Annotated in this window: 15 protein-coding genes; 12 read left to right on the top strand and 3 right to left on the bottom strand. The window is 67.3% G+C overall.

The window, feature by feature from the left end:
- Nucleotides 1–60: 60 nt before the first annotated feature.
- From GGQ98_RS07100 to GGQ98_RS07110, 3 genes are read right to left on the bottom strand one after another with little or no spacing between them, the layout of a single operon-like run.
- A complete protein-coding gene (locus GGQ98_RS07100) occupies nucleotides 61–1155 on the bottom strand; it encodes a 6-phosphofructokinase (protein ID WP_184067175.1) in 1095 nt (364 codons plus the stop codon).
- Between the two features lie 59 nt (nucleotides 1156–1214).
- Nucleotides 1215–2726: an acetyl-CoA acetyltransferase gene (locus tag GGQ98_RS07105; RefSeq protein WP_184067178.1), complete on the bottom strand. Its 1512-nt coding sequence runs from the start codon at nucleotides 2724–2726 to the stop codon at nucleotides 1215–1217.
- Entirely contained in the window at nucleotides 2726–4009 is a 1284-nt protein-coding gene (locus GGQ98_RS07110; protein ID WP_184067181.1) for an acyl-CoA dehydrogenase family protein, read from the bottom strand. Before GGQ98_RS07110 ends, GGQ98_RS07105 begins: the two co-directional genes overlap by 1 nt.
- A 188-nt stretch (nucleotides 4010–4197) precedes the next feature.
- Here GGQ98_RS07110 and GGQ98_RS07115 point away from each other — a divergent pair, with 188 nt between their 5' ends.
- From GGQ98_RS07115 to murC, 12 genes are all read left to right on the top strand, one after another.
- A complete protein-coding gene (locus GGQ98_RS07115) occupies nucleotides 4198–4470 on the top strand; it encodes a hypothetical protein (RefSeq protein WP_184067184.1) in 273 nt (90 codons plus the stop codon).
- Between the two features lie 297 nt (nucleotides 4471–4767).
- Nucleotides 4768–5241: a hypothetical protein gene (locus GGQ98_RS07120; RefSeq protein WP_184067187.1), complete on the top strand. Its 474-nt coding sequence runs from the start codon at nucleotides 4768–4770 to the stop codon at nucleotides 5239–5241.
- Nucleotides 5238–6182, top strand: coding sequence for a 16S rRNA (cytosine(1402)-N(4))-methyltransferase RsmH (rsmH, locus tag GGQ98_RS07125; protein ID WP_184067189.1), 945 nt, complete (start codon nucleotides 5238–5240; stop codon nucleotides 6180–6182). The genes GGQ98_RS07120 and rsmH overlap by 4 nt, the downstream gene beginning before the upstream one ends.
- Nucleotides 6179–6697: a hypothetical protein gene (locus GGQ98_RS07130; protein ID WP_184067192.1), complete on the top strand. Its 519-nt coding sequence runs from the start codon at nucleotides 6179–6181 to the stop codon at nucleotides 6695–6697. The genes rsmH and GGQ98_RS07130 overlap by 4 nt, the downstream gene beginning before the upstream one ends.
- Nucleotides 6694–8391 carry a peptidoglycan D,D-transpeptidase FtsI family protein gene (locus GGQ98_RS07135; protein WP_481133350.1) on the top strand — a complete coding sequence of 566 codons (1698 nt, stop codon included), beginning with the start codon at nucleotides 6694–6696 and terminating at the stop codon, nucleotides 8389–8391. Before GGQ98_RS07130 ends, GGQ98_RS07135 begins: the two co-directional genes overlap by 4 nt.
- A gap of 3 nt (nucleotides 8392–8394) precedes the next feature.
- Nucleotides 8395–9810, top strand: coding sequence for a UDP-N-acetylmuramoyl-L-alanyl-D-glutamate--2,6-diaminopimelate ligase (locus tag GGQ98_RS07140; RefSeq protein ID WP_184067195.1), 1416 nt, complete (start codon nucleotides 8395–8397; stop codon nucleotides 9808–9810).
- Nucleotides 9807–11174, top strand: coding sequence for a UDP-N-acetylmuramoyl-tripeptide--D-alanyl-D-alanine ligase (locus GGQ98_RS07145; protein WP_184067198.1), 1368 nt, complete (start codon nucleotides 9807–9809; stop codon nucleotides 11172–11174). The genes GGQ98_RS07140 and GGQ98_RS07145 overlap by 4 nt, the downstream gene beginning before the upstream one ends.
- Nucleotide 11175: 1 nt before the next feature.
- On the top strand, nucleotides 11176–12246 hold the full coding sequence (gene mraY / locus GGQ98_RS07150) for a phospho-N-acetylmuramoyl-pentapeptide-transferase (protein ID WP_184067201.1): 1071 nt from the start codon (nucleotides 11176–11178) through the stop codon (nucleotides 12244–12246).
- Nucleotides 12243–13577: a UDP-N-acetylmuramoyl-L-alanine--D-glutamate ligase gene (murD, locus tag GGQ98_RS07155; RefSeq protein ID WP_184067204.1), complete on the top strand. Its 1335-nt coding sequence runs from the start codon at nucleotides 12243–12245 to the stop codon at nucleotides 13575–13577. Before mraY ends, murD begins: the two co-directional genes overlap by 4 nt.
- Nucleotides 13574–14737, top strand: a complete 1164-nt coding sequence (locus GGQ98_RS07160) for an FtsW/RodA/SpoVE family cell cycle protein (RefSeq protein WP_184067207.1) — start codon at nucleotides 13574–13576, stop codon at nucleotides 14735–14737. Before murD ends, GGQ98_RS07160 begins: the two co-directional genes overlap by 4 nt.
- Nucleotides 14734–15867, top strand: coding sequence for an undecaprenyldiphospho-muramoylpentapeptide beta-N-acetylglucosaminyltransferase (gene murG / locus GGQ98_RS07165; RefSeq protein WP_184067210.1), 1134 nt, complete (start codon nucleotides 14734–14736; stop codon nucleotides 15865–15867). The genes GGQ98_RS07160 and murG overlap by 4 nt, the downstream gene beginning before the upstream one ends.
- The gene (murC, locus tag GGQ98_RS07170; RefSeq protein ID WP_184067214.1) at nucleotides 15864–17276 is read left to right on the top strand and encodes a UDP-N-acetylmuramate--L-alanine ligase; all 1413 of its coding nucleotides are present in this window, start codon (nucleotides 15864–15866) and stop codon (nucleotides 17274–17276) included. The genes murG and murC overlap by 4 nt, the downstream gene beginning before the upstream one ends.
- The last annotated feature ends 8 nt before the right edge of the window (nucleotides 17277–17284 follow it).

The following is a 17284-nucleotide window of genomic DNA, read 5'->3' on the forward strand; positions in this document are numbered from 1 at the left end:
GATGCGATCTCCAAGCTGTATTGCTGATACAATACAGTAGCGCGCGGGGCATGTCGATCCTTAATAGAGGAACATCGGCATGCCTTCGACGCTCTTCAGCCGCGCGCGGTACTGTTCGCGGTCGTAAAGCCTTTCCACATCGACGTGCTTTGCGCCTTCGAGCACGCTGTCGGCCGGAACATGGCAGTAGTTGCCGCTGGTCAGCGTCACCATCCGCCCGGTCTCGCGCCGTTCGATCAGTTGAACGGCGAGCGCGCCGAAGGCGAGGCCGACCATGCGGTCCAGCGCGTCGGGCTCGCCCGCCCGCATCAGATAGGCGAGTTCCTGGACGACCGTGCCGCCGCCGCCGGCCGCCTCAATGGCGCGGGCGATGCGGTGGCCTACGCCGCCGTCGTTCCGCGTCGTGGCGGAGCCGGACATGTCCGCCGCCGCCCCGCCGACGAGACCGGCACCCTCCGAGACCACCAGAACCGCATAGTTCGCCGGGTTGGTCGCCTTGTCGCGCGCAAGAAGCGGCAGCAGCACGTCGAGATCGGCGGGAACCTCCGCGATCACCGTGCGATCGACCTGCGCGAGGAAACCCGAAAGCAGCGCGGTTTCCCCGGAACGGCGGCCGAACAGCTCGATAACCGCTATCCTCTCGTGGCTTTCGGTGGTGGTGCGCAGCGCATTGATCGCCGCGACCGACCGCGTGACGGCGGTTGAAAAGCCGATGCAATAGTCCGTGCCGTTCACGTCGTTGTCCATCGTCTTGGGGATGGAAATGACCGGAACGCCGATGCTGTCCAGATGCGCCGAGAAGCGCAGCGTGCCGTCTCCGCCGAGCGTGATCATGACATCGATGCCGAGGCGTTCGAGCACATGCGTTACGTGCGCGGTCCGGTCGCCGCCCGCCGCGGTGCGCGGATCGCAGCGGGACGTGTGGAGAATCGTGCCGCCCAGCCGGTCGAGCCCGCGAACGCGCTCGCGGTTCAGATCGACCGTATTCGCGGCGACCGAGACCGGGTCGTCGGGATCGATATCGAGCAGGCCCTGCCAACCGCGCCGGAACCCCAGAACCTGCCATCCGCGATCGTCCGCAGCCAGCACAACCGCGCGAATGCAAGGGTTTAGACCGGGCACGTCGCCGCCGCCCGTCAGAATACCGAGGCGCATTTTGTTCTCCTGTATGGCCCGGAACTATGCCGGTCATCGCGGTGGGCGTCGAGGGTGCTTCAGATCAGCGCCGCGATGTTGGGCTCTCCGGCGGTCACGCGCAGGCGGTGCCCGATGATCGGTGCTTCCATGAGCGGTTCGAGCCCCGCGTGCATCCGGGCGAGGAAGCGCGCGCCGCTGTCGAGCCGCCCGATGATGATCGCGTACATCGGGCTGCCCTTGTGATGCACGACCGTGAAGGTCTCCAGGCGCCCCTCGCCTGCGGGCGTTTCCGTGAAGGGCGGCGACGGCATGGCATCGATGGCGGCCTGGTACGATGCGGGGTCGCTGCGCGCGCCGTAACCGGGGCTTGTCGAATACACGCCGAAGCTGTGTTTCGTGAGGAAGCCGCCGTTGGCGAACACGAAGCCCCATGCGCCTGCATCGTTGCGGCAGTGCTCCACCACCTCCGCGATCGCGTGCAGCGAATAGGCGTTGCCGGGCCCGCCGAAGTAGGGGAGGCCGCCGGTGAGCGTGAGGCGGGCAGGGTCGCCGGTCGGCAGGCCGATCATGGCGGCGGCGATTTCCACGGCGACCGGGAAGCAGCTGTAGAGGTCGATGTAACTGAGGTCGTCCGGCGTGATCCCGGCCTCTGCGAGCGCATGCGCCGCGCCGATGTAGATCGCCGGCGAGGTGGCGTAATCGATGCGTTCGCTCAACAGAATTTTCTCGTGCGTGTCCGCGCTGCCGTGCAGATAGACGCGGCGGTCGGCGGGTACGCCCAGCCGGTCGGCGGCCTCGGTCGACATCATCAGCACCGCCGCCGCCTGATCGACGAACATGTTGGCGCACAGGCGCTTCGTATAAGGATAGGCGATGATGCGATTGTCCTCGCCGGGTTCGACGAGCGCCTCGGCCCCGTAGGCCGCTTGTCTCTGCGCGAAGGGGTTTTCCGCCGCGACCGCGCTGAACGGCGCCATCAGGTGGCCGATCTCGGCGCGGTGCTGGAGCGGCGACCAGCCCATCGCGGCGCCGAACGCATTTTCGAACAGCGGATAGACGCTGGTGGGAAGCGCGATGCCGTGGCGGATCTCGTGCCCGCTCGCATAGCGGATTTCCTCGCCGCAAGACGCGGGATCGGACGGCGCATCCTCGCCCCAGTCAAGCGTGAGCCCGGCCTTTTCCGCGCGGGCCTGCGTGCGCAGCGCCTCGCCGCCGACGATCAGCGCGACATCGGAGTCGCCCTTTGCAATGCGCGCGGCGAGTTCGTTCACGAACATCTGCGGCGTGTTGCCGCCCACGGGGCCGTAGACGAGGTCGCGGGGATGCGCGCCGATGCGCCGGGCGACCGCATGGGGCAGGTTCCGATACGCCCCGAACGGTGACGGGAGGGCACCGCGGGAATCCGCGAACAGGCGGATGGCGACGAGCGTGTCGATTACGCCCGCCGCATCCGCGCCGCAGTTCGCGATCGCGGCGCGTGCCGCCTCGGCAAGCATGTCCGCCGGAGATAGAGCGCGGGCCGGGTCGCTTTCCCGGCCCACGTACTGGCCGACGCCGACCAGAACGGGTGTGCGCGGACCTGCGGCCATCAGCGCATGCCGGGCACTTCATTGCTCTGCGTCCGGCTGTCGGCGCTGTTGCCTGCGTATTTCTTGTATTCCATCAGCGCGATGGTGCGGTTGTGGACTTCGTCGGGACCGTCGGCGAGGCGCAGCGTGCGGATGCCCGCGTAGGAACTCGCGAGCCCGAAATCCTGGCTGACGCCGCCGCCGCCGTGCGCCTGAATGGCGTCGTCGATGATCTTGAGCGCCATGCGCGGCGCGGCGACCTTGATCATGGCGATCTCGAGCCGTGCCGCCTTGTTGCCGACGCGGTCCATCATGTCCGCGGCCTTGAGGCAGAGCAGGCGTGTCATTTCGATGTCGGTACGCGCCTCGGCGACGCGCTGTTCCCAGATGCTGTGCTCGGAGATGCGCTTGCCGAACGCTTCGCGCGTCAGCAGCCGCCGCGCCATCCGCTCCAGCGCGCGCTCGGCGGCGCCGATCGTGCGCATGCAGTGGTGGATGCGGCCCGGCCCGAGACGGCCCTGCGCGATCTCGAAGCCCCGGCCTTCGCCGAGCAGGATGCTGTCTGCGGGCACGCGCACGTCATCAAGGAAAACCTCGGCGTGGCCGTGCGGCGCGTCGTCGTAGCCGAAGACGTTCAGCATCCGCTCGACCTTGATGCCCGGCGCGTCCAGCGGCACGAGGATCTGCGATTGCTGCAGGTGCTTGGGCGCGGAGGGGTCCGTCTTCCCCATCACGATCGCGACCTTGCAGCGCGGGTCGCCGACGCCCGACGACCACCATTTGCGGCCGCTGACGATATAATGATCGCCGTCGCGCCGGATGCGCGTTTCGATGTTCGTCGCGTCGGACGAGGCGACGGCGGGTTCGGTCATCAGGAAGGCGGAGCGGATGTCGCCGTTCATCAGTGGTCGCAGCCATTTTTCCTGCTGATCGCGCGTGCCGTAGCGCATCAGCACTTCCATGTTGCCCGTGTCGGGCGCGGAGCAGTTGAACACCTCCGACGACCAGAGCGCGCGGCCCATCTCCTCGGCGAGCGGCGCATATTCGAGGTTGGTGAGCCCCGTGCCCTCGAACGCGAATTCGCTCACCGGGGTGGCGCCGTGGCTCGGCGGCATGAACATGTTCCAGAGACCCGCAGCGCGCGCCTTGGGTTTCAGCTCCTCGATCACCGGCAGCACCTTCCAGCGTTCGCCCGAGGCGACCTCGTCGGCATAGCGCTGTTCGTTGGGATAGATGTGTTCGTCCATGAACGCCCGGATGCGGTCGATCATCTCGCGGGTTTTCGCTGAGTATTCGAAGTTCATGGGGGTCGTTCCTTCATCTTTCGTTTCCGGTCTATCCATAGCCCCCCGAACCCTGCTGTCACTTGCGAAGGATGATAGGCGGCGCTTACGTAAAAGCGGATCACTCGACATAAGCGGCAGCCTGCACTACCTATAAAGGCGCAGTCGCGCGTGGAGGGGTCGCCCGGCAAACTGAAGATAAGGATACGATGAATCGAGTGCGCCTGGGCCTCACCGGCCTTGCTCTGGTGTTTTTGCTGGTCATGGCGGCAGCGATCCTGCTGCGCCCCCCGTCTGAGCCGGAGCCGAAAGCGAAAGAAGATACGCTCGCGACACTGGGTGTTGCGCCGGGCGCCGACAAGAATGCCGAGCCCGCACCGGAACAACCGCCCGCCGTGCTCGATACCCCGCCGCTCGATACCCCGGAGCCGCTGACCGATCCGCTCGTCATAGACGAAAGCCGGGATCTCACGGAGATTTAAGCCGCCTTTCGCGGCCGACTCGCCCGGAAATTTCACACACCGACTTATCCACAGGCCCGTGCGCACCCGTGCGCGGGTCTGCACGCTATTGTTTCACCTGCGTAAACCCACGGGATTCAGCGAAAAACCACGCCAAAAACACCCAATCCCATAAATTCCCATTGAAACCCATGAAATACCCATGATACTCCGTTTTCCACAGGGGAGCGGGGATTCAGCCCTCGGTACTGGCCTAACGCGCTGACCTTCCGGGTTTCGCGGCCGGGGATTGCATTGCCCGCTGATTGGAAGCCGCGCGTGAAACGGGATTTGTTCAAGGGATTTGCGATCAACGCAGTCGACGCCAAAGGGCGGCTGTCGATCCCTGCCGGCTATCGTTCCACGATCGAAACGCGCTCCGCCGTAAAGGAAGTCACCCTGTCCCTGCGGTTCGAGCCGAACCACATCCGCGCCTACGACGCCTATTACAACGATTTCATCTACCAGCAGATCGAGCGCCGTTTCACGCCCGAGCAGGAGGCGGAGCGCGCCGCCGCCCTGCAGCGCGAATTCGGCTTCGTCGAACCGCTCCCCTACGATGCCAACGGGCGGATCGTGCTCCCCGCCGCCACCCGTGAGGCCGCCGGCATCGACCGGCTCGCCTGCTTCCTTGCGTTCGCCGATTATTTCGAGATCTGGGATCCGAAGGCGCTGCTGGCCTCGGACCGTGCCGACCCCGCCACGGTTTTCCATGTCCGCAATCTGCTGAAAGAGCGGGGGGAGGCGATATGACGGCCGCCCCTCATGTCCCCGTTCTCCTCGACGCGGTGCTGGCAGGCATCGCCCCGATCCCGGGTGCAAGCGTCGTCGACGGCACGTTCGGCGCCGGTGGTTATACGCGCGCGGTGCTCGCGGGGGGTGCGGCGCTCGTCTATGCGTTCGATCGCGACCCGACTGCAATCGCGGGCGGTGCGACGCTGGCGGGCGCGAACCCGGACCGGCTGATGCTGATCCACGAGCGCTTCTCGCTGATGGACCGCGCACTTGCGGCGCGGGGCGTATCGACCGTCGATGCGATCATGCTCGATATCGGCGTGTCCTCGATGCAGATCGATCAGGCGGCGCGCGGCTTTTCGTTTCAGGCCGACGGTCCGCTCGACATGCGCATGTCGAACGAGGGGCCGAGCGCTGCCGATCTTGTGAACACGATGGACGAGGCGGCGATCGCCGACATTCTCTATCGCTACGGCGACGAGCCGCGCTCTCGCCGCGTGGCGGGGCATATCGTGGCCGCGCGGCCGATCACGCGCACGGGGGAGCTTGCCGGGATTGTCCGCAAGGCGCTCGGCCACCGGCCGGGCGCGCCCAAGGATCCCGCGACGCGCACGTTTCAGGCGCTGCGTATCGCGGTGAACGACGAGCTGGGCGAACTCGACGCGGGGCTCCGCGCCGCCGAGCGCCTGTTGCGGCCCGGCGGACGGCTCGCCGTCGTGAGTTTCCATAGTCTTGAGGACAGGGCGGTGAAGCGCTTCCTGCGCACGCGCAGCGGGGGAGACCCGCAGGGCTCGCGCCACCTGCCCGAGGCGCGGATCGGGGGGTCCGCGCCGACCTTTCTGGCGGCGAAAGCCGTTCGCCCCGACGCGGCGGAAATCGCCGCGAACCCGCGCGCCCGCTCGGCCACACTTCGTATCGGTACGCGGACCGATGCACCCGCATGGAAGGATGACGTATGATCCGCTCGCTTGGCTCTGCCGGTCTCGCACTCGTGACGCTGGGCGCCGGTCTCGGTCTGTACCTCGTCAGCTACAGCGTGGGCGCCGAGCGTAGCGGCATCGCGAAGCTGGAACGCCAGATCGCGACCGATCGCCGCGATATCCGCGCGCTGGAAGCCGAACTCCGCGTCCGCGCCAACCTGCCGCAGCTCGAGCGCTGGAATGCGTCGGCGCTGGCGCTCGGAGCGCCGAAGTCCGGGCAGATTCTGGAAAGCGAGGTGCAACTCGCCAGCCTCGTGCGGCCGCATCAGCCCGGTACGATGCCGGAGGCGGACGTGCGTCTGGCCAGCGTCGAACTGCCCGCAGCGCCTGCCGCGCGCGACGTGCGTGTCGCTTCACTGGACGCGGCGCCCAAGCCCACGCTCCCCGTGCTCCGCGAGCGCGCGCAGCCGGGGCTGTTTTCGGCGGGATTCGTCGCTGAAATCGATGCCGCCGCAGACGAAGAGCGCACGCTGACGCGCGTGGCGCTGCGGTGAGCCCAGCCGCACAGCGCCAGCTTCGGATACAGCTTGCCGGCAAGCGGCAAGCGCAGCTGGTGCGGTCGCGGCAACGGCTGATGATCGGGATCATGCTGTTCACCGCGTTGGTGGGCATCATCGGGCTTCGGCTTGCCGATCTTTCCCTCACCGGATCGAGCGCGGTCGCCGCGACGCGCGCGATCGCGTTCGCACCGCCGCGCGCCGACATCGTCGATCGCACCGGGGCCGACCTCGCCACGACCTTCGACGCGTTCGCGCTCGCCGTCCGCCCGCAGGCGGTTGTCGGCGATCCTGAAGTTCTGGCGCGCAGGATCGCGAAGATCCTGGGCCGCGAAAGCGCGCTGGCGGTCTATAAAGAGATCACCCACCACGGGAAATATCGCTACATCCAGCGGCGGATCCTTCCCGCCGAGGCGAAGGCGATCAACGCGATCGGCGAGCCGGGGCTGGTTCTGGAGCGCGAGCAGGAGCGCGTTTACCCCAACCAGTTCCTCGCCGCGCACGTGATCGGTTACACCAACGTCGATGGCGTGGGGCAGGCGGGCATGGAGCGCGCCTACCAGGACCGGCTCACGGATATGGCGCTGCGGGACACGCCGCTCGAACTCGCGATCGACGCGCGCGTGCAGCATGCCGTTGAAAGCGAGCTTCAGACGGCGATGACGAAGCACAGCGCGATCGGCGCCTCCGGCATCGTGATGGATGTGCGCACGGGCGAGGTGCTTGCGCTCGCCTCGCTCCCCGAACTCAATCCGAACAAGGCGGGTATCGTCAGCCCCGATGCGATCTTCAACCGCGCCACGCTCGGCGTGTACGAGCTTGGATCGACGTTCAAGGCGCTGACGATGGGCATGGCGATCGACACCGGCGTCATCACCTCGATGGCGCAGCAGTACGATGCGACGCACCCGCTTCAGATGGGCCGCTTTCGCATTCGCGACGACCATCCCAAGGCGCGGCGGCTGTCCATCCCCGAAATCTTCATGTACTCGTCGAACATCGGTACGGCGCAGATCGCGCAGGAGATCGGCTCCGCGCGGCAGCAGAAGTTCCTGAAGGAACTCGGCTTTCTGGATCCCGCAGTCATCGAACTCAAGGAGCGTGGGCGCACGCTCTATCCGGCTCAATGGGGCGAACTCGCGACGATGACCGTCAGCTACGGTCACGGTATCGCGGTCACGCCCCTCCATCTTGCCAGTGCCTATGCGGCACTCGTCAACGGCGGCGTCTGGAGGCCCGCCACGCTTCTGAAGGTTCAAGGCGGAGGGGTCGGGAAGGGCCGCCGTGTCTTCAGCGAAGAAGCGTCGCGGACAATGCGGGCAATGCTGCGTCTCGTGGTGACGCATGGTACTGGCAAGCAGGCCGAAGCGCAGGGCTATCGCGTGGGCGGGAAGACCGGCACGGCGGAAAAGCCCGATGGCGGCCGCTATAACCGGGACGCGATGGTGACGACCTTCGCGGCCGCGTTCCCGATGGACGATCCGAAATATGTCGTCGTCGCCATGCTCGATGAGCCCAAGGGCACCAAGGAAACACACGGGTTTCGGGGTGCGGGCTGGAACGCCGCGCCTGTCGTCTCCAAGGTCATCAGCCGTATCGCGCCCGTTCTCGGCGTCACGCCGAGCGATGTGCGCGATGTCGATCTCAATCCCCTCCTGGCCTATGTCCAGGGCAAGCAGCCGACCGGATAAGGAATGCGCCTGAAGGATCTCGTCGACGGCGGCAGCGATGCGACGATTACCGGCTTTGCGATCGATCACCGGAAGGTTGCGCCGGGCACCATCTTCGGCGCCTTCCGGGGGACGCGCTTCAACGGCGAGGACTATATCGCCGAGGCCGTGAAGTCCGGCGCGGTGGCGGTGGTCGCGCGGCCCGAAGCGAAGGTCGAAGGCGCGCTCCACATCGCGGCCGACGAACCGCGCAGACGGTTCGCGGGGCTCGCGGCGAAATTCTTTGCGCCGTTCCCTGCCACGACGGTCGCGGTGACGGGGACCAACGGCAAGACCTCGACGGCGGAACTGACGCGCCAGCTGTGGCGGATGGCGGGGCATGTTGCGGCCTCCATCGGCACGCTGGGGGTGACGACCGCCGACGAGCAGATTTCAACGGGGCTGACGACGCCCGACGTGGTGACGTTCCTTTCGAACATGGCGGGGCTGGCGCGCGAGGGGGTGACGCATGCGAGCTTCGAGGCGTCGAGTCATGGCCTGGCGCAGTACCGCACCGAAGGGCTGCCGGTGCGGGCCGGGGCGTTCACGAACCTGAGCCGGGACCATCTCGACTATCATGAAACGATGGAGGCCTATCTCGAGGCGAAGCTGCGGCTGTTCTCCGAAGTCACCGACCCGGACGGCGCAGTCGTCGTCTGGGCGGACGATCCGGCGTCGGAGCGGGTGACGCAGGCGGCGCGGTCGCGCGGGCTGAGGGTGCTGAGCGTGGGCACGAAGGGGGAAACGCTGCGCCTCGTCTCGCGCACGCCCAACCAGCTCGGGCAGACGCTGATGATCGAGGTGGAAGGCGCGCAGAAAAAGGTCGAGCTGCCGCTGATCGGCGCGTATCAGGCCGCGAACGCGCTGGTCGCGGCGGGGCTCGTGATCGCGACCGGCGGTGACGCCGCGACGACGCTCGGGCATCTTTCGCGGCTCGTGCCGGTGCGGGGACGGCTGGAGCGCGCGGCGCTGACGCGCGCGGGCGCGCCGATCTATGTCGATTACGCGCATACGCCCGATGCGATCCGCGCGGCGATCGAGGCGCTGCGCCCGCACGCGACGCATCGGCTGCATATCGTGCTCGGCGCGGGCGGCGACCGCGACAAGGGCAAACGCCCCGAGATGGGCAAGGTCGCGACGGACCTTGCCGACGTGGTCTATGTGACGGACGACAATCCGCGCTCCGAAGACCCCGCGACGATCCGCAGCGAGATCATGGCGGCGGCGCCCGGCGCGACCGAGATCGGCGACCGTCGCAGCGCGATCGCGGCGGCGATCGCGGCGGCGGGCGCGGGGGACATCGTGCTGATCGCGGGCAAGGGGCACGAACAGGGCCAGATCGTGGGAGACCGCATTCTGCCGTTCGATGATGTGGCGGTCGCGCGGGAGTGCGCGGCATGAGTCTCTGGACGGCGGCCGAAATCGCGGACGCCACCGGCGGAACGTCGCACGGCGACTTTTCCGCCGACGCTGTGACGTTCGATTCGCGCGAAATCATCGGCGGCGAGCTTTTCGTCGCGATGAAGGGCGAAACGACGGACGGGCATCGTTTCATCGAAGGCGCGCATGAAAAGGGCGCGGCGGGTTTCCTTGTCAGCGAGGATTGCGCGTATCCGCATGTGCGCGTGGCGGACGGGTTCGAGGGCCTGCAGGCGCTGGGGCGTGCGGGGCGCGAACGGGTGGGGGCGATGATTGTCGGCATCACCGGCAGCGTCGGCAAGACGAGCGTGAAGGAAGCGCTGCGCCATGCGTTTCAGGAGATCGAGCCCGAGCACACGCACTGGTCGGTGAAAAGCTACAACAATCACACCGGCGTGCCGCTGAGCCTCGCGCGGATGCCGCGCGACACGCGGCTCGCGGTGTTCGAAATGGGCATGAGCAACGCGGGCGAACTCGCCGCGCTGACGCGGCTCGTGCGGCCCCATGTCGCCGTTGTTACGTGGGTGACAGCCGCGCATCTCGCGTTCTTCGACGGCGAAGAGGCGATTGCCGACGCGAAAGGCGAAATCTTCGAAGGGCTGGAACCGGGCGGAACCGCCGTGCTGCCGTTCGACAGCCCGCATTACGCGCGCCTGCACGCAAAGGCCGGGCAGTACGCCGCGCGCATCCTCAGCTTCGGCAGCGGCGAAGGCGCGGACGTTCGCGCGGTCCAGTCGGCGAGCGACGCGGACGGATCGACGGTGATCGCCGACGTGGCGGGCAGCCGCGTTGCGTTTCGGATACCGCTGCCCGGCGCGCACTGGATCGCGAACAGCCTCGCCGTGCTTGCGGCCGCGCACGCGGCGGGCGCCGATCTCGCCGCCGCCGCGCTCGGGCTTTCGCAGATACAGGGCCTGGAAGGGCGCGGCGCGCAGTACCGGATCGCCGCGAAGGACGGCGAGGCGCTGCTGATCGACGAAAGCTACAACGCCAATCCGGCCTCAATGGCGGCCTCGCTTTCGGTGCTCGGAACGGCCAAGGCTTCGCGCCGGATCGCGGTGCTTGGCCCGATGCGCGAACTCGGCGATGCGAGCGAACGGCTGCACGCCGACCTTGCCCCGCATGTGAGCGCGGCGAAAGTCGACGTGGCGGTGCTCGTCGGCGATGAAACGATTCCGCTGGAGCGCGCGCTCCCTCGCGCAATCGCGGTTGTTCGCGTAAGCGACGCGGCCGGTGCCCGCGCGGCGCTTTCGGACATCATCGCCGCCGGCGACGCCATCCTGATCAAGGCATCGAACAGTGTCGGGCTCGGGCGGGTCGCAGGCGCGCTGCGGGGGATCAACTGACATGCTTTATATTCTCGCCGAAGCGCTCGACTTCCCCGGCATCCTCAATCTGTTCCGCTACATCACGTTCCGTTCGGGCGCGGCGGTCATCACCGCGCTCGCCATCGGGCTCGTTATCGGGCCGCGCATGATCTCATGGCTGCGCCTGAAGCAGGGCAAGGGCCAGCCGATCCGCGAGGACGGGCCTGCGAGCCATCTGCTGACGAAGCGCGGCACGCCGACGATGGGCGGGCTGATGATCCTGATTTCGCTCACCATCTCCACGCTGCTGTGGATGAACCTTGAAAACCCGTTCGTGTGGGCGTGCCTGTTCGTGACGCTGGGCTTCGGTGCGATCGGCTTTTCGGACGATTATTCGAAGGTTTCGAAAGGCAGCCACAAGGGCGTATCGGGCCGCACCCGGCTACTGCTGGAATTCATCATCGCGGGTATCGCCTGCTGGGCGATCACCGACGTGACCGACACGCGGCTGTACTTTCCGTTCACGAATTTCGGCCTCGACCTCGGGCCGTTCTACATCCTGTTCGCGGCGTTCATCGTCACCGGCTTCGGCAATGCCGTGAACCTCACCGACGGCCTCGACGGGCTGGCGACGATGCCGGTGATCATCGCCGCGCTCACCTTCGCGCTGATCGCCTATCTTGTCGGCAACATCCGGTTTTCGGATTATCTGGGCATCAACTTCGTGAACGGCGCGGGCGATCTGACCGTGTTCCTCGGCGCGCTGATCGGCGCGTGCCTGGCGTTCCTGTGGTACAACGCGCCCCCCGCCGCCGTGTTCATGGGCGACACCGGCAGCCTCGCGCTCGGCGGCGCGCTCGGATCGGTCGCGGTGGTGACGAATCACGAAATCGTGCTGATCCTTGTCGGCGGTCTTTTCGTGCTGGAAACGGTTTCGGTGATCGTGCAGGTGGCGAGCTTCAAGCTCACCGGCAAACGCGTTTTCAAGATGGCCCCCATTCATCACCATTTCGAACAGCTCGGCTGGCCCGAATCCACCGTGGTCATCCGCTTCTGGATCGTCTCCATCGTGCTGGCGCTCGCTGGTCTTGCGACCTTGAAGCTCAGATGATTACAGCGCGCGCCTTTTCCCCCCGGCACTACGCCGTCTTCGGCCTCGCCCGCACGGGGCTCAGCGTCGTTGCGGCCCTGCGGGGATCGGGCGCGACGGTGACGGTGTGGGACGACGACGCGAAGAAACGCGCGGCGATCGAGGACGTGCAGGTGCATGTCGCCGATCTGAACACGGCAGACCTTTCCGCCTTCGACGGCATCGTGGTGTCGCCGGGCGTGCCGCTCAACACGCACCCGCTCGCCGCGCGCGCCGCAGCGGCGGGGGTGGCCGTGCTCGGCGACATCGAGCTGTTCGCGCAGGCGCGGGATGAACTGCCGCCGCACAAGGTGGTGGGCATCACCGGCACCAACGGCAAATCGACGACCACCGCGCTTGTTCATCACATCCTCGCGCAGGCGGGCGTGCCGACGACGATGGGCGGCAACATCGGCCTGCCGATCCTGTCGCAGGATGCGTTGCCTGACGGCGGCGTCTATGTGCTGGAGCTTTCCTCGTTCCAGATCGACCTGACGCAGAGCCTTGCCTGCGACGTGGCGATCCTGACCAACATCACGCCCGACCATCTCGACCGCTACGACGGCATGGCGGGCTATGCGGCATCGAAAGAGCGCCTGTTCGACATGCAGACGGACGGCGGCGCCGCGATCTTCGTCTCCGACGACACGGAAACCGCCGCCATCGCGAAAGGGCGCGGCGGCGTTCCCGTATCGTTTTCCGACGTGCTTGCGGACGGCGTTTCGTTCGTGAACGGCGCGGCCTACGCCGACGGCGAAGCGATCGGCTATCAGGCGGACTGGCCTTCGCTCGCCGGGCCGCACAACGCGCAGAACGCGGTGGCGGCGATCGCGGCGGCGCGCGTGCTCGGCCTCGACGCGGGCGTCATCAGGGCCGGGCTTGAAACCTATCCGGGACTGCCGCACCGCATGGAACGCGTCGCGGAAATCGGCGGTGTGCTCTACGTCAACGACAGCAAGGCGACGAACCCGACCTCGACCGCCCCGGCGCTCGCCGCCTATCCCGCGATCCACTGGATCGTCGGCGGCAAACGCAAGACCGACGAACTGGATGCCTGCATGCCCTATCTGGGGCATGTGCGCGCCGCCTATGTGATTGGCGAGGCGGAAACGGTGTATGCGCATCTGCTCGGCGCGCACGTTCCCGTGATCCGCGCCGCGACGGTGGAGCGCGCGACGCAGCTCGCCGCCGGGGCCGCGAAGCCGGGCGAGGTGGTGCTGCTGTCGCCCGCCTGCGCGTCTTACGATCAGTTCCGCGATTTCGAGCAGCGCGGCGATGTCTTCAAGGCTGCCGTACAGGAGCTTGGCGCATGAGCACGCCTCTCGGACGCGCGGATAAAACGCTTCTCGGACGCTGGTTCTGGACCATCGACCGGCCCTTGCTGGCGCTTGTGCTCGTTCTGATCGGCATCGGACTGATCGCCGTGGCTGCGGCGTCTCCGGCCGCGGCGCACCGCTATTCGGGCGGCAACCTGCGGCTTGAGGACATGTTTTATTTCAAGCGGCAACTGTTCTGGATTCTGCTCGGCGTTCCGGTGATGCTCTGCGTTTCGATGCTGACCACGCCCTGGGCCCGGCGGCTCTCGCTGATCGGGACGATCGTATTCCTGGTCGGGCTTGCCGCCGTGCCGTTCTTCGGCGTGGAGGCGAACGGCGCGGTCCGCTGGCTGAACCTCGGCGGCTTCCAGCTTCAACCTTCCGAATTTCTGAAACCGCTCTTCGCGGTGACGACGGCGTGGGTGCTCGCATCGCGCTTCGACGACGGCGACGTGCCCGCGTTCAGCGTCTCGTGCGGTCTGCTCGTGCTCGTCGTGGCGCTGCTCGTCATGCAGCCCGATATCGGCCAGTCGGCCCTGTTCGTCGGGGTCTGGCTGGTGCAGGCGGTGCTCGCGGGGATGAGCTTCGCGATCCTCGGCCTCGTGCTTGCCGTGGGCGTCGCGGCGCTTGTCGTCGCCTATCTGTTCGTGCCGCACGTCACGAGCCGCATCGACCGTTTCCTCACCGGCGACGGCGACACCTACCAGGTCGACAAGGCGCTCGACGGATTTCGCGCGGGCGGGCTGTTCGGCGCGGGGCCGGGCGAAGGGCAGAACAAGTTCTCGCTGCCCGAGCCGCACACCGACTACATCTTTTCCGTGATCGGCGAGGAATTCGGCGCCATCGCCTGCGCCGCCATCGCCATATTGTTCCTTGCGATGATCGTGCGCGTGCTGCTGCAGCTTCTGGAAGAGGACGACCCGTTCGTGTTTCTGGGCGCGGCAGGGCTCATCACGCAGATCGGCGGGCAGGCGATGATCAACATCGGCGTGAACCTGAACCTGCTGCCTTCGAAGGGCATGACGCTGCCGTTCATCAGCCACGGCGGATCGTCGTTCATTGCGCTTTCGATGGGGATGGGGCTGCTGCTGGCGCTGACGCGGCGCAACCGGTTCCTCAAATCCTCGCCCTATGTGACGCGAGGCCGCGCCGCATGAGCGCGCGGCACTTCTATGTCGCGGCGGGCGGCACCGGCGGGCACATGATGCCCGCGCACGCGCTCGCCGAAGAGCTGATCGCGCGCGGCCATACGGTCTCGCTCATCACCGACGCGCGCGGCGCGCGGCTGGAAGGCATTCTCACCAAAGGGCCGCGCCACATCATCGAGGCCTCGACGCTGGGCAGGAACCCGCTGAAATGGCCGGGCGCTTGGCTGAAGATCCGCGCCGGGCGCAAGACGGTGCTGCAGCTGATCGAAAACGACATGCCGAGCGCCGTGATCGGCTTCGGCGGCTATCCGGTGCTGCCCGCGATGCTTGCCGCGCAAAAGGCGGGCGTGCCGACGATCATCCACGAACAGAACGCCGTGCTCGGCCGGGTGAACCGGCTCGTGGCGCGCAAGGCCGACGTGATCGCGACCTCGTTCCCCGATACCGAGCGCGTGAAGCCCGAGCTTGCCGACAAGGTCGCGCTCGTCGGCAATCCGGTGCGCGATGCGATCGCGGAGATCGGCAAGGCGCCGTATCCGGCGCTGGAGACGGACGGCATCTTCCATGTGCTGGTGACGGGCGGCAGCCTGGGCGCGAGCATTTTCGGCGAGGTGGTGCCGCCGGGGCTGGGGCAGCTCGATGCGAGCCTGCGCCACCGATTGCAGGTGATGCAGCAGTGCCGCGCGGAGGATATCGAGCAGGTGCGCAGCGAATACCGGCGGCTGGAAATTCCCGCCGATCTTTCGACCTTCATCGACGACATGCCCGCCGCGATGGCGTGGGCGCATCTCGTGATCGCGCGCGCGGGCGCTTCGACGGTGAGCGAGCTGTGCGCGGCGGGGCGTCCTGCGATCCTCGTGCCGCTGCCGATCGCGACGGACGATCACCAGGCCGCGAACACGCGCGAAGTCGTTGCCGCAGGCGGCGCGCGCATGATGCGGCAGAAGGGCTTCAAGCCCGCCGAACTCGCGCGGCAGATCGAGGCGATGGCGCTTCAGCCCGGCGCGCTCGCGAACGCGGCGCGGCGTGCCCTGTCGGCAGGGCGGCCGGGCGCATCGCGCGCGCTTGCCGACCTTGCCCTGCGGCTTGCGGGTGTGCCATTGGCCCTCGAACCCCTTCAGATCGGAGCCAGCGCATGACGGGCATCGCCCGCGACATCGGAACGATTCACTTCGTCGGCATCGGCGGCATCGGCATGTCCGGTATCGCCGAGCTGATGCACAATCTCGGCTACAAGGTGCAGGGCAGCGACATCGCCGAAGGCTATGTGATCGAGGGGCTGCGCAAGAAGGGCATCACCGTTCACATCGGCCACACGGCGGAGAACCTCGGCGATTCCGCCGTGGTGGTGACATCGACGGCGATCCGGCGCGGGAACCCCGAAGTGGATCTGGCGCTGGAAAAGCGCATCCCGGTGGTGCGGCGCGCGGAGATGCTTGCGGAACTGATGCGGCTGAAGTCGACGGTTGCAGTGGCGGGCACGCACGGCAAGACGACGACGACCTCGATGGTCGCGGCGCTGCTCGACGCGGGCGGGCTTGATCCCACGGTGGTGAACGGCGGGATCATCAACAGCTACGGTTCGAACGCCCGGCTCGGCAACAGCGACTGGATGGTGGTGGAGGCCGACGAAAGCGACGGCAGCTTCCTGCGCCTGCCGCCGACGTTCGCCATCGTCACCAACATCGATCCCGAACATCTCGACCACTACGGCAGCTTCGACCAGATCAAGCAGGCGTTCGTGGATTTCGTGGAGCATGTGCCGTTCTACGGCGCGGCGATCCTGTGCATCGACCACCCCGAAGTGCAGGCGATCCTGCCGCGCGTGCGGGACCGGCGCGTCGTCTCCTACGGCTTTTCGGCGCAGGCTGACGTGCGCGGCGAGAACGTGACCCCGGTGCCCGGCGGCAACCGCTTCGACGTGCTCATCACCGACCGCGAGGGCAACCAGCGCCGCATCGACGGGCTCGAACTGCCGATGCCTGGGCGGCACAATGTGCAGAATGCGCTGTCGGCGGTGGCGGTGGCGCTGGAGCTGCGTATTGCAGACGACGCGATCAAGGCAGGTTTCGCCGCGTTCGGCGGGGTCAAACGGCGCTTCACCAAGGTGGGCGAGGTGGACGGCGCGGCGATCATCGACGACTACGGGCACCACCCGGTGGAGATCAAGGCGGTGCTCGCCGCCGCGCGCGAAGGCGTAAAGGGGCGGGTGATCGCGGTGGTGCAACCGCACCGCTTCACGCGCCTGCGCGACCTGATGGCGGAGTTCCAGACGGCGTTCAACGACGCCGATACGGTTTACGTCGCGCCCGTGTATGCGGCGGGCGAGGCGCCGATCGAGGGCGTGGATGCCGCGCACCTGCTCGCGGGGCTCAAGCGCTCGGGCCACCGCGATGCCTATACGGTGGACGGACCCGATGACCTCGCCGCGAAGCTGGCGGAGACGGCGCGCGAGGGCGACATGATCGTCTGCCTCGGCGCGGGCGACATCACCAAATGGGCGGCAGGACTTGCGGACGCGATCCGCCGCGAACGGGGAGCGGCGTGACGGCGGCC

It is taken from the genome of Sphingosinicella soli (assembly GCF_014199685.1).
GTDB lineage: Bacteria > Pseudomonadota > Alphaproteobacteria > Sphingomonadales > Sphingomonadaceae > Sphingosinicella > Sphingosinicella soli.